This is a genomic window from Fibrobacter sp. UWCM (assembly GCF_900129735.1).
GTDB lineage: Bacteria > Fibrobacterota > Fibrobacteria > Fibrobacterales > Fibrobacteraceae > Fibrobacter.
Genome location: NZ_FQWR01000004.1, coordinates 96835 through 109920 on the forward strand (window position 1 = coordinate 96835; position 13086 = coordinate 109920).

13 protein-coding genes are annotated in these 13086 nt (G+C 54.5%); 12 read left to right on the forward strand and 1 reads right to left on the reverse strand.

The genetic code is table 11. From position 1 onward, the window contains the following. Window positions 1-23: 23 nt before the first annotated feature. The 8 genes from BUB22_RS04140 (at window position 24) to hisB (ending at window position 9809) form a co-directional block, all read left to right on the forward strand. On the forward strand, window positions 24-941 hold the full coding sequence (locus tag BUB22_RS04140; RefSeq protein WP_072811245.1) for a TIGR02147 family protein: 918 nt from the start codon (window positions 24-26) through the stop codon (window positions 939-941). 14 nt (window positions 942-955) lie between these two features. Continuing rightward, complete coding sequence (locus tag BUB22_RS04145) at window positions 956-2626, forward strand: pectate lyase family protein (RefSeq protein ID WP_175547233.1); 1671 nt, start codon at window positions 956-958, stop codon at window positions 2624-2626. A 42-nt stretch (window positions 2627-2668) separates the two neighbouring features. Further along, on the forward strand, window positions 2669-4003 hold the full coding sequence (locus tag BUB22_RS04150; protein WP_083535373.1) for an alpha/beta hydrolase: 1335 nt from the start codon (window positions 2669-2671) through the stop codon (window positions 4001-4003). 101 nt (window positions 4004-4104) lie between these two features. Then, window positions 4105-4920, forward strand: coding sequence for a PDZ domain-containing protein (locus BUB22_RS04155; RefSeq protein ID WP_072811239.1), 816 nt, complete (start codon window positions 4105-4107; stop codon window positions 4918-4920). A 216-nt stretch (window positions 4921-5136) separates the two neighbouring features. Further along, complete coding sequence (locus tag BUB22_RS04160; protein WP_254794626.1) at window positions 5137-7593, forward strand: putative LPS assembly protein LptD; 2457 nt, start codon at window positions 5137-5139, stop codon at window positions 7591-7593. Window positions 7594-7624: 31 nt separating this feature from the next. After that, window positions 7625-8206 (forward strand): Maf family protein, encoded by a 582-nt coding sequence (locus BUB22_RS04165; protein WP_073114055.1) that lies wholly within the window; start codon window positions 7625-7627, stop codon window positions 8204-8206. Further along, window positions 8203-9225 carry a helix-turn-helix domain-containing protein gene (locus BUB22_RS04170; protein ID WP_254794627.1) on the forward strand — a complete coding sequence of 341 codons (1023 nt, stop codon included), beginning with the start codon at window positions 8203-8205 and terminating at the stop codon, window positions 9223-9225. Before BUB22_RS04165 ends, BUB22_RS04170 begins: the two co-directional genes overlap by 4 nt. Further along, on the forward strand, window positions 9225-9809 hold the full coding sequence (hisB, locus tag BUB22_RS04175; RefSeq protein WP_072811234.1) for an imidazoleglycerol-phosphate dehydratase HisB: 585 nt from the start codon (window positions 9225-9227) through the stop codon (window positions 9807-9809). The genes BUB22_RS04170 and hisB overlap by 1 nt, the downstream gene beginning before the upstream one ends. On the opposite strand, the gene BUB22_RS04180 is transcribed toward hisB, so the two are convergent. Next, the gene (locus tag BUB22_RS04180; RefSeq protein WP_073114057.1) at window positions 9810-10460 is read right to left on the reverse strand and encodes a hypothetical protein; all 651 of its coding nucleotides are present in this window, start codon (window positions 10458-10460) and stop codon (window positions 9810-9812) included. 99 nt (window positions 10461-10559) lie between these two features. On the opposite strand from BUB22_RS04180, the gene BUB22_RS04185 reads away from it, so the two are divergent. The 4 genes from BUB22_RS04185 (at window position 10560) to BUB22_RS04200 (ending at window position 13011) form a co-directional block, all read left to right on the forward strand. Then, window positions 10560-10862 carry a type B 50S ribosomal protein L31 gene (locus BUB22_RS04185; RefSeq protein WP_072811229.1) on the forward strand — a complete coding sequence of 101 codons (303 nt, stop codon included), beginning with the start codon at window positions 10560-10562 and terminating at the stop codon, window positions 10860-10862. An 86-nt stretch (window positions 10863-10948) separates the two neighbouring features. Continuing rightward, window positions 10949-11851 carry a hypothetical protein gene (locus BUB22_RS04190; RefSeq protein ID WP_073114058.1) on the forward strand — a complete coding sequence of 301 codons (903 nt, stop codon included), beginning with the start codon at window positions 10949-10951 and terminating at the stop codon, window positions 11849-11851. A 115-nt stretch (window positions 11852-11966) separates the two neighbouring features. After that, the gene (locus BUB22_RS04195) at window positions 11967-12479 is read left to right on the forward strand and encodes a hypothetical protein (RefSeq protein WP_073114059.1); all 513 of its coding nucleotides are present in this window, start codon (window positions 11967-11969) and stop codon (window positions 12477-12479) included. Then, a complete protein-coding gene (locus tag BUB22_RS04200; protein WP_175547234.1) occupies window positions 12472-13011 on the forward strand; it encodes an OmpH/Skp family outer membrane protein in 540 nt (179 codons plus the stop codon). The genes BUB22_RS04195 and BUB22_RS04200 overlap by 8 nt, the downstream gene beginning before the upstream one ends. The last annotated feature ends 75 nt before the right edge of the window (window positions 13012-13086 follow it).

The window sequence follows — 13086 nt, forward strand, 5'->3', positions numbered from 1 at the left end:
CTTTTTGTTATATTTAGGGTGAAATGATTAATCTTTTTGAGTATCTGAACTATCGCGAATTTTTGCGCGACGCTTACGAGGAACGCCATGCGGGTGATTGGCGCTTTAGCCATCGCTATATTGCAGAGCGCGCCGGTTTTGACGCGTCGATGTTCAACAAGATTTTGCAGGGCAAGCGCAACCTGACTGCCCGGCTTGTTTCTGTTTTTGCCGATATCTTTTGTAACGACGAACGCGAAAAGGCTTATTTTGCCGACATGGTCGCCTTCAACCAGGCGAAGACCCACACTGAAAGTAGGCAGTATCTTGAAAAGCTTGTGGCCACCAAGGAATGCAAGGTCGAGAACGTGGCGAAAGACCAGTTCGAGTACTTTGACCACTGGTACCACGCGGTTGTCCGCGAGCTTGTGACTTTCTACCCGTACGTGGGCGACGATGCTGCCCTCGGGCTCATGGTGCGCCCGCCGATTACGGGTTCGCAGGTGCGTTCCTCCATTGCGCTTCTCGAACGCCTCTCGATGATCAAGAAGAATCCCGAGACGGGTTTCTACGAGCAGACGCAGGGCCTGATTTCGAGTGGTTCGGAATCGTACAGCACGGCGGTGAATTCGTATATCCAGCAGAACCTGAACGTGGCGCAAGATGCGATGGACCGCTTTGACCGCGGCGAACGCAACCTTTCGACGCTTGCTTTTGCGTGCAACGAGGATACCTACAAGGAACTGGTCGAGATGGTTCGCCGCTTCCGCAGGGAAATCCTTGCGAAGGTGGCGCAGTGCGAAAAGCCCAATCGCGTGTTCCAGTTGGGGATGCAGCTGTTCCCGCTTTCGGACCCGTATCCGCCGCCGCAGCGCCGAGGGCGCAAGCGCCGCATACGCGGGCTCGAGATGAACGAGGGTGTGGAGCCTTCTGCGGAAAAATCTGGGGAGGGTGAACAATGAGTAAGGTGTGTGGAATGAAATGGTGCATGCCCGTTGCGGCGGCTGCGCTGCTCGCCTTTACGGCGTGCAGCAACGACGGCAAGGTTGCCGGCGGTACCGAGGCGGAATCGACAATCGCCCTGCAGGTGCAACTTGCCGACGGTTCGCCCGCGGGCCTTTCGCGCGTGCGTATGCTCCCGAACGATTACCTGAGCGATGGCGCCTCTGGCGCGGCATGGGTGGAATCGGACGAGGCTGGCTTTGTGGAAATTGTGGCCGAACCGGGGAAGTATGCGCTGGAAGTCCGCAACGTGCGCGATTCCAGGGCTTCGGGTGCGGTCCTTAACCTCACTCTCGATACGAACGCGGCAAGGTCGGAAACCGTCAAGCTGGGTGAACTTTCGACAATCGAGGGGTACGTTTTCCTCGGGGAAGAATCTCCCGTGATTCGCGTGATGGGGCTTGATCGCTACGTGGTTCCCGATAGTACCGGGCATTTCGTGATCGACTCGCTCCCGGTGGGGGCATTCGATGTGCATGTGACCGATGCTGCCGAAAAGAATTCGGCTACGCTCAGTTTCGTGCCGGGCGATACTTTGTATGTAGATTGCACGGATCCCGAATCCGAAATAAAGGTGTTCAAGAATCGTGAACCGGTAGCGAGCAAGTATCCCGAGAAGGACTGGAGCGAACACGATGCGCTGCTATCCCAGATGGAGGGCTATGCTGTCGGTACTCTGGGTGCTGCGGGTGTTACCGATACCCTGGGCAACATCTCTAGGGCGGAAGGCGAAATCTGCATCGTCACCACGACGGAAGACTACCTGATTGTCGAGGACACGACGGAGGTGGATTCTGCGGGCAATGCGAAAACTTCGGCCGTAATCGCTCCGGGTTCTCTCCGTGACTGTGCCTATCGCGAAGGCCCCACGTGGATTCTTTTCGAGAAGAGCGGTACGTATAACTTGCAGTCTCCGCTCCGCCTTAAGAACGACAAGACCTTTGATGGCCGCGGGCGCGACGTGCGCTTTGCTGGCATGGGAATCCTTACCGAAACATCGAGCAACCTGATTTTCGAAAACATCACGTTTACGGCTCCCGCGATAACCGTGCTCGATACCAGCTCGCGCAGGGCACTCTCGATTCACAACCGCTCGCATCACGTGTGGGTGGACCACTGCACCTTCGAGGAATACCCGCTGGTGGAACTCGACGTGAAGCGCGGCTCGCACAACGTGACCATATCTTGGTCGCGCTTCGAAAACGCGCAGACGGGAGTGCTCTTTGGACTTTCGGGCGATATCATCAAGGATACCGCGCAGAGCCTGACAGTGCATCACAGCTACTTTACGGGCCTGAGCAGAGATGGCATTCTCTCGCATGGCGGTGTGCTCCATGCCTACAGCAACTTCTTCGATGGTGTCGAGTTGTCTGGTGTGGTCTGTTCTGATTCTGCACGCTGCCTTGTCGAATCCAACGTTTTCAATAACGAGATGGCCGTGACGCTTTACCGCTGGTATAACGAGGACGGCTCTCCGGTAGATTCGACGGTCGGCTTTGTCGCGATGAAGGATAACCTGTTCACGGCGGGTGGCAAGTCCGTTGATGGCGATGCTCTCGGCTACAAGCCCGATTACGAGTACAGCGTCGATTTCGCCGATGCGGATAATGCATGGATTATCCGGACCGATAGCGGAGCCCAATAATTTATTATTATTGCGTGTAGAACGCTTTAATAAGGAAATTTCATGAAGGGTCTATCCGCTATTCTGGCCTTGGGCCTTGCTGTTTCAGCTTCGTATGGTGCGGAACGCTACAAGGACCGCATGTTCGATGTCAATGTGGAAAGCGACGTCGTTTATGCGACGGACGTGAACCACCTGAGTTTGCTCAGCCCGCTTTCTACGATGATGACGCAGCTTATGGGGCAGGGGCGCACTATTTACCTGTACGAAAGTGAGACGGACATGGCGCCTATCGACCTGCACATGGATATCTATACCCCCAAGGGCGATACCGAAAAGAAGCGCGCCGCGGTGCTCGTGATGCACGGGGGCGCGTTTGCCGCCGGTTCCAAGGACGATATGGAACAGCAGTCGGTGACGTACTGCGATTCGCTTGCCGCCCGCGGGTTTGTCGCCATTGCGGTGCAGTACCGCCTGGGCATTACGGCTACGCTCGAAGAAAAGGTGCTCACCATCGATAGTCTGAACTTCTCGCGTACCGTTTATCGTGGAATCCAGGATGTACGTGCGGCAGTTCGCTACGTGCGTTCCAAGGCTTCTGATCTGGGGATTGACAAGGACCGCATTTACCTGCTGGGCAACAGCGCGGGAGCGATTCTTGCCCTCGAGAACATCTACATGGACAAGCCTTCCGAGGTTCCTGCCGTGGCACACGATGCTCCGGATCTGGGAGAACTTGACAATTACGGCGTGCAGGGTGAAAATCCGCAGGCGAATGCGGCTGTTGCCTTGTGGGGTGGCGTTCACGACCCCTCCATTATCGGAGAAACTGCATCTCCGGTCCTTCTCGTTCATGGGACTGCCGACAGCACCGTGCTGTTCAAGACGGGGCGGCCTCTCGGGAATCTCGCGAATACGCTGGGCGTGAACATGATGATGCTCAAGCTTGCGGGAATCAACTCCATAAGTATCAATACGCCCACGCTTTACGGGAGTTTTGTTGTGGATTCCGTGCTCAAGGCGAAGGACGTGGAACACGAGACGTATTTTGTCGACGACATGCCGCATGAGTTCTATGACGAGGACGGCTACGGCGTGAAGGTACGCGAGAAGGTTTTCTCTTTCCTTTACGGCCTGACCCAGAAGCCTGCCTCTACGAAGGTTCTTGCTGTTGCTACGGCCCGCCCGTCGCAGGTACGCATGGGCGAGGGCAACATGAACTTTACGGTGGCATCGGGTTCGAACCTGCCTTATGCCGTTATGGACCTGCGTGGCCGTACGGTCATGAACGGTCGCGTGTCGCAGGGTGAAGTTGTCGGCCTTGAGGCGCTTGAACGCGGCGTGTACGTGCTCCGCGTGAAGGGCGAACGCCCGCTACGCTTTGGTCTTGCGAAGTAGTTGTGTAAAAAAGCCCGCTCTGGGGCAAATATTTGACATTTTCTGTTGCCGGTACAATTATTTATTGTATATTTATGAAGGATAAATTGTAAGGAGATCTTATGAACAAGCTTGCTAAGTTTTCCCTGATGGCTGCCCTTGCCGCGGCCCCTGTCATGGCCGACGAAGATTTCGGCGGTATTGGCGTTACCATCTACCAGGTCCCGGCTGGCGTCTACGTTGCCGAAGTGATTCCCGGTGGCCCTGCTGCCGATACCAAGATTGCTACCGGCGACGTGATTGTCGCTGTCGATGGCGTTTCCCTGAAGGGCCAGAACATCGAGTTTTCCAAGGGCCAGATTCGCGGCCAGGTGAACAAACCGGTCGAACTCACTTACGTGAGCAACGGCGATACGGCTTCCGTGGTGGTGCGTCGCGCGTCCATGCTCGTGAAGGATTTTGACGAGGAATCCGTGAGCGCCTGGTACGGCGACAAGAAGGAATTCAACGGCGCCGAACTCGAGACGTTTGCAAGCGGTACCGAAGCCAACAAGAAGTTGCTTGCCGTCCTCAGCCGCGGTACCGTGGTGGCGGGCGATGCGAAGGGCGTTTCTGCAAAGCACCTGAACGGCGTGTTCGTGCAGAAGGAAGATGAATTTGGCCCGAAGGCTGCGCCCAACAAGAAGGCGAAGTCCAACGGCGCTTCGCTCAAGTCCTTTAACCGCAACACCATCGCGTTTACGCTCAAGACCGAAGGTACGACTGTCGTGAAGGTTTCTGGCCCGAACGGCGAAGAAGTCGCTTCTGTGCGCGTGGATAACGCTCCGGCTGGCTTCAACTCCGTGTCTTGGAATGGGGATAACCTCCCGAGCGGCCGCTACATGGTAAGCATCGAACAGTCCTTCGGCGTGTCTGGCAAGTTTGCCGTGCTCAAGTAAGCAATGGTTATTGGCGGCCGCTCGTCTTTATGAGAGCCGCTCGAGTTTCCCCTGGTTTTCTACCAGGGGTTCTTTTTTTTGAACAAGTTAATTGAGGGCTCGGGCCTTTCGCAATAAACGTCCTGCGGCCATATTTTTCTAACAACTAATGACCAACAACCAATAACTAATGACCAAAGACCAATAACTAATTCCTATATTTGCCGCAACGTGATTTTGTCTAGAACCCATAGTCTGCTGTGGGCCGTTTTGCTGTTTTTGCTAGCGACCTTCATTGCTCCTGCCGCATTCGGCCAGGACATGACGCGCTTTGAACTTGAGGAACGCGAGCAGCCGGTCGAGGACACCACCGAGGTGGACTGGATGAACGACACGACGGGGACGGACACGATTGAGTACCGCGCGGTAGACCTCATTTACGATGTAGAGAAGGAAACGTTCAACCTGAACAACAACGCGCAGCTCAAGTACCGCACGGCGACACTCGATGCCGATACCATCTGGTTCGACCAGAAGAATTCCGTGCTTGCGGCGGCGGGTGAGCCCGTGCTCCGCGAAACCAAGAACCCTTCGCTTTCGGGCATGCGACTCAAGTACAACATGAACAGCCGCATTGGCGAAATCTACTACGCGACCACCTACCAGGATAACCAGCAGCTGAACGGCATGGAGGTGCGCAGGCTCCCGGATTCTCGCATCCAGATTGCGCGCGGCGACTTTAGTACCTGTAACGATTCTACGCACCAGCATTTCTACTTCTACGGTCGCCGCATGGTGGTCAAGCCGAAGGAGACGATTACGGCACGGCCTGTGGTTTTGAACATCGCTGACGTGCCGGTGGCGGTGCTCCCGATGATCGTCGCTCCCTTGAAGAGCGGGCGCAAGTCGGGCCTGCTTACTCCCAAGTTCGGTGGCGACCAGGTGCAGGGCTACTACCTGAGTAACCTCGGTTTCTACTATGCGCCGAACGACTACTGGGATGCGACACTTTCGGGCGATATTGTTGAAGGCGAGGAGGCTCGCTTCGAGAAGTCGACTATCACGGGCCAGGTGCGTTACAAGAAGCGCTATGTGCTCGACGGTAACGTGTCGTACAAGGCGTATCTCCGGGAATTCAACTTCGACAACAGCGGCTACGACATCAACTTCTCGCACAACCAGAACCTGACGCCCGACGGCAAGCACACCTTGACGGGTACCGGTTCGTTCGTGAGTGACCAGAGCGTACGCCGCGAGGCGCTTGATGCCGAGACAATCCTCAACCAGCAGGCGAACGCGTACCTCACGTATTCGGGAAGGTTCGGTACCAACAAGAGCCTTACGGTGAAGGCGAGCCAGACCAACAACCTGCAGACAGGCTACGTGGAACGCCAGTTGCCCGACGTGCAGTTCCGCATGAACGGACCGCTGTTCAATTTCGATAGCGGTGACGACGGCGTTGCCATCGACGACAACTCGTTCTGGAAATACCTCGAAAAGCTCAACTACAGCTTTACGAACCGCTTCAACTACCACACGCGCGAAGGCCGCGACACCACGCTCGATGTCGATACGCTTGCGAAGTACGTGGGTTATTCGGGTACTTACTCGCTTGATTACTCGGGCTCACTGTTCAACGTGATTAACCTTACCCCGCGGGCCACCTGGAGCGGGTACTGGACCGGACAGTCGTGGATAAACCCGGAGGATTCGAGCAAGTACTGGAAGCGCCGTACAAGTCTCGACCCGGAGCACGATAGTTACGGTGAGTTTGCGTACAACCACAACTACAGCCTTACCGCCGATACCAAACTGTACGGCATCTGGGTGCCTGAAATTGGGCGCTTTACGGGCGTGAGGCATATCCTTTCGCCGAGCGTGTCGTACACGTACGCGCCCGAAATCGATACGGCGAAGTACTTTGCCCCGCACCCGTTACTTGGCCAGTCGCCTTTCCAGAAGAAACAGCAGACCGTAGGTCTTTCGCTCGGCAATGACTTCGATATCAAGTACCTGAAGGTGGTGGGCCACAAGCCCGATACCACGAAGGGCGATACGGCGAAGGCGGTCGAGGACCAGTACGGCAACCGTCGATTGCTGACCACGCGCCACAGCGTTTCGTACAACTTTGCGGCAGATTCCCTGAATTTTTCGGACATCAATTCTACGTTCGGCCTGCAGATTCTGCCTGACTACATGTTTACCGTGACTACGCGCCACAGCCTGTACCACAAGTATTCGGATGACCCGAACAAGGTAAGGTTCCCGGAACTCACGTACTGGGGCTATGAACTGAGCCGCAGCTTTAACTGGAGCGGAACGTTCAACGTGGGCCTGCCTTCGCAGATGAACAAGTACGAGATGAAGAAGTGGTCGCTCGGGCTCAACTACCGCTATTCGTTCTCGAGTACGCGAGTGGGGAAGGACCTGTTCCAGGATAACGTGAGCCACTCGACTTCGATTTCGGCAAGTTTCCAGCCGACGGTAAACTGGGAAGTCTCTTACAGTACGCAGTACGATTACAACGAGGGCAAGTTCGTGACGCACCGCTTCACGTTCAACAGGGTGTTGCACTGCTGGCAACTTGACTTTACGTGGACGCCCACGGGCCCCGCTGCAGGCTGGAGTTTCTCGATTTACGTGAGGGACTTGCCCGATATCAAGCTTAACGCAGGTAGCACGGATACGAACTGATAAATGTGTGATGTGAAATGTGGAGTGTTCAATGAGTGATGTTGTTACAAATAAAGTAATATTGGCGAGTGGGTCGCCGAGGCGCCGTGAAATCCTCACCCAGATCGGGGTGAATTTCGAGGTGGTTGTCTCGAACGAGGAGGAACGCCCCAGGAGCGCAGACCCGCTCGATTTCCCTGGCGAGAATGCCGCCGCGAAGGCGCTCGCCGTTTCGAAAATGAGGCCCGGAGAGTATGTGCTCGGGTACGATACGCTAGTTTTTTTGGACGGGAAGCCCCTCGGGAAGCCGAAAACCCCCGAAGAAGCCCTTGAAATGCTACAAAAATTGAACGGAAAATCTCACAAAGTTATTACCGGAGTCGCACTTGCAAAAGATTCGCAAGTCGTTGATACTCAACGAGAAGAAACAGAGGTGGTTTTCCGGGAGAACACATTACAAGAGCTGAAAGATTATGTAAATTCTAAGGACCCGATGGATAAAGCGGGGGCATACGGAATCCAGACCCGCGGAGCCCGCCTTATCAAATCGATTTCAGGTTGCTATTACAACGTCGTGGGCTTGCCCGTGGCCCTGACGCTCGAAATGCTTGCAAGGCAGAAGGTAGATGTATGAGTATGAACCCTATTGAAGACAAGCGCCCCGACGAACGCCTTGGGGCATACCTTACCCGCGTGCGCGAGGCCAAGGGAATGTCCATAGAGGAACTCGCCACTGTGACGAAACTCACAGTAAAAAACATAACCTTGATTGAAAGTGGCGATTGGAAGGCCTTCCCGGTGGAAGCCTACGTCCGTGGCTACCTCAATTCCCTTTGCGAAAAGCTTGGGCTTGAATCCAAGAGGATTCTCGACTTTTACTACATGGAGTCGGGCAAGAAGTTCTCGAGCCTGCTTTCTCCGGTACCCGAGAAACCCGTGAAGGTTTCCCCGATGACCGATGAGGAAAAGAAACCGCGTAGCAAGGCAGTGCCTATTGTTATCGTCTTGCTCGTACTGGCATTTGTGGTCGGCTCTCATTTCTTGAATGAAATGGGCGAGAGCGAGGCAGCTGCGCAGGCCCCGCAAACGGCTTCTGTCGAAGCGAACGAACCGCCTGCTCCGGTTGAAGATATCACCGAGATGCCCGAAGGTGCCGAAGCTGTTGCTCCTGATACGGCTGTGACAGATTCTGTCGTTAAAGATTCTGCGGCGAAGGCGAAAACTGATACCGCGAAGAAGGCCGACGAGACCGTGACGCAGGCTGTTGTTGACGAGGCCGTGAAGAAGTCCGACCTCCCGGCATCGGCTACCATCTTCATTTCTTCTGCCTCGAAGACTTCCGAAAATGCGGAAGCCGCCTCGGGTAAGACTCACATGGAACTGCTGGGCTCCGGCGCGATGCGTTCGTGGGTCGGCATCAAGCGTCACGAAGAAGACGGTGCGTTCGTGAAAGAGGCGAACATCGCCGAAAAGAACTCCCGCATGATTTACGAGTCTGCTGATACGTTGTATGTAATCATCGGCGAGCCGCGTGCAATTTCCAAGATGCTCCTGAACGGCAAGGAAGCGAAGATTCCCGAATCGAAGTACGGCCGTGTGGCCAAGTTCCGCGTGTTCGGTGGCGAAATCGTGAAGACGAAGGGAGGCCGCTAATGCGTACCGCGAACATCAAGAGAAAGACCGGCGAAACCGATATCGAACTCTCGCTGAACCTGGACGAGGCTTCCCGCGGGGTTGTCAATTCCGGCAACGCTTTCCTCGACCACATGCTCGACCTGTTCCAGGTGCATGGCGGCTTTACGCTCAACCTCACCTGCAAGGGCGATACCGCGGTCGATATGCACCACAGCATGGAAGACATCGCGATTGTGCTCGGTCAGGCGATTGTGGAATGCCTTGGAGACAAGAAGGGAATCGAACGCTACGGCTTTTACTTTGTCCCGATGGACGAGGCCCTGAGCCGCGTTTGCCTCGATTTCAGCAACCGCATAGGCTTCGTGTGGAACGTGAACCTGCCTGCCGCCATGGCAGGTGGCATCGAGGCCAGCATGTTCGAGCACTTCTTCAAGAGTCTGTGCGAGAATGCCCGCATGAACCTGCACGTGGAACTCTTCTACGGAAACGACAACCACCACTGCCTCGAAAGCATCTTCAAGGCGTTTGCCCGCGCGATGGCCATGGCCGTTGCCCCGAGCCGTAACGTGAAGGGCGTTCCCAGCAGCAAGGGCGTGCTTTAATTAAATCCTCGGGACTTTCACTTTATCCCCGGCATTCAGGTTATCCAGATTGATGCCGGGGTTTACTGTCTGCAGTGCGGACTTTGCAAAGAACAGCGGGAGGGTCTGTGAACCTGCACCGTAGGTCCGGCGCAAAAGCTTGCTCAAATCCTCGTCGTTTGCGGTCACCATCTTGTAGAGGCTCGCGTTGTTCGGGTCGGACTGCAGCGCGCTCATCGCGTTCACGAACTTGTCGCTGAAGACCTCCGCCTTCTTACCGGAAACGTCGTCGCTCCGGCCTTGCGGGGCGGCCTTGCCCGATTCGCGCGCCTGTTTTTCGGCGGCGATTTTCTTGAGCATTTCTGCGGTACTGGGCTGCTTTGGCCCGCCTTTTTGCCCGGTTACGGAACTCGGCAGCTTAAATACGGGCGCGCTCTTGGAATTGAACGTGAGGTTCACGTCCTTCTTCTCGTTTGCTGACTTCTTGATGGGTTCGAGTGCCAAAATGGAGTCGAGCGAGTTCACGTAAATGCTGTCGGGCCACTCGATGAGCGGCATTTTCTGGTCTACCACGATGACTTTTGCCACGGGGCGTTCGTCGTTACAGGCGGTAAGGTAAAGCGCAAAACCGGCCAAAACGGGCACGGCAATTAAACTCTTGAGCGTTCTCATGCCCTAAAAAATACAAAAAAAGAGCCCGTATCTTGCCAAATTCGCCAAAATCTGCTAAATTTGGAACTCCAATTAATCACTTCAATAGGAAGTTTAAAAATGAAAGAAGGTATCCACCCTAACTATCAACCGGTCGTGTTCGTCGATGCGAATACGGGTAAAGAATACATCACCCGCTCCACGAAGTCTTCCGCCGAAAAGAAGACTATCGATGGTGTTGAACATAGCGTGATTTCCCTGGAAATCACGGCTGATACCCATCCGTTCTGGACGGGCAAGCAGCATCGCGTGGATACGGCTGGCCGTATCGACCGCTTCAACAAGCGTTTCGCTGGCAACATCACGGGCGCAAAGCGCAAAACCCGCAAGGCTGCACCCGCCAAGGCCGAAGAAGAAGCTTAATTTTAGGCTCTTTTCTGTGCCCTCCACTTTGCGGGGGGCATTTTTTTTTAAATTCAATTCCGTTTTTATAACACAAGGAAAAAACGATGAAGAAACAACTTATGACTGCTTGTGCCGCCGCTCTCATCGCCATGGGCATGACCGCTTGCGACAAGACTGGTACCATTGAAGGTGTCGTGCTCGATCCGTTCACTGAACAGCCTGTCCCGATGCCGACCGTGTGGATGGACTCCACTATCTACACCACGACCAAGGAAAAGTACCCCTACAAGGAAGAACTCCAGAAGGGCGAATTCAAGTTCAATAAGGTTCCCGTTGGCAGCTACCGCATCCTCGCCGGCCGCTCCAAGTACGTGAAGAGCCGCAACCCCGTCCAGACCACCGAGGCCGAACCGAACCTCAAGGTCAAGCTCTACATCTACAGCGACCAGGTGAACCCGGGCCTGTACAAGACGGGCGAGAAGACCCCGACCAAGATCAACAACGAATGGGTGCTGTTCTCCACGCAGTGCACCGAATCCATCGCCGGCTACCGCCTCGAGATGCCTGCCGCTTCCGAAACCGCCAAGCTTCCTCCGGCACCCAAGGCCGACAAGAAGGCCAAGGGCAAGAAGGGTAAGAAGGCCAAGAAGGCTGCCGCTCCGGCCGCTGCTCCGGCTTCCAAGATGATTGCGCTTTCCGCACCGCTCGTCGTGGACGGCAAGCTCAACGTGCTCTACGTGAATGCTAGTTCCGTGACCGCTCCGCTCGTCGCGAAGACCTTCGCTGCCGTTGAAGACAAAGTTGCAAACCACAAGGACTGCAAGGGCTTCGCCGAGACCGACGTGAAGGGTATCTTCCCGGACAAGAGCAAGGCTACCGACCTCCAGGTGACCTACGTTGCCGAAAACCTCTACAAGATTTCTGGCGACCTCCCGAAGGGCAAGCAGATTATCCAGCTTTCCCAGGAAGGCAAGACTCTCCAGACCTACTACTTCGAAGTGAAGTAATTTAGGACGGTAAAGCACATTTGGGCCGGCATCCGCAAAGGTGCCGGTCTTTTTTTTGTGAGTTCGAACATTTTTTTTTGCGAATGGCTTTGAAAAATATATATTCAAAAGAGGTATGTCCTCTTTAAAACTTGCCATTGCCTCTTTAGGTGTATCTGCATTTTTTGCCGTTTTTGCCGTGCATGCTTTTTTGCAAACTCTTGATGGGCCTTATTTTGTCGATACGTCGCTTATCAAGTCGCGCTATGAGCCGTTGCATGCCGTTGACGTGTCCATAGGGCAGATGGAAGCGGATGTTCAAAAGGGAATGGCGAGGTTTGACGATTCGCTTTCAAAATTGATGGATTCCTTGGCAAACGGAAACAGGAAGGACGGTGAACTGCTGGAACTCCTGAACATGGAGTCCAATGTGGCTAGACACAAGATGCTGGATTCGGTCCGGATAATCGCAGATATGAAAATGCGTGAAGCCTATGGATATTTGGACAGGGATATTGCCGGATACTGCAAGAGGTATGGGGTTGAAGTGCTTTTCGGCACAGCGTCCAATACAATCGTTTATGGCTCTGGGGGAAAATCCGACTTGACTCCGGGATTGCTCCGGTATATGGGAGGTATGGTTGAATAGGTTTTGTGGAATAATCGCCATGATTGCCCTTGTGCTTTCTGTCGGGGGCGTTGTTTTCTGTCTTGTCGTAAAGTCCAGTACGGTCCGTTACGGATTCGTGAATACAGAGAAACTTCTTACGTCGTTTGTCGGGGCGCAAAGAGTCGAGGGGGAACTGCGCAAGGAGAAGGACAAGTGGGATTCCGCTAGGAGGACTATGGCAGATTCTCTGGCCGCATTTGAATCGCGAATGGAACTAGTCTATGATTCCGCATCCTTGGAAACGAAAAAGCGTCTGAAGTCCGAACAGGTCCATCGTATCGAGGAACTCGGGCGTTTCACGAAAGCCGAGGAGAACGGGTTGATAAAGATGCGTTCGGAACTCATGGAACCCGTGTACAAGCAGATTAACTCTACGCTTGCCGAATTTTCGCGCGAACGCGGTCTGGACGTGGTTTTTGCTTCAAGCAACGGAAGCATCGTATACGGTGAAGGATCTCGTGCAGACATAACAGATGATTTTGTTTCTTTTTTGAATAAAAGGTACCACTAACGGATTTTCTCATTAGACACCCTCGGGCTCTTTTGAAGCCGGTACTGCTAGCAGTATCGTCCTGTTTTGCGTTGC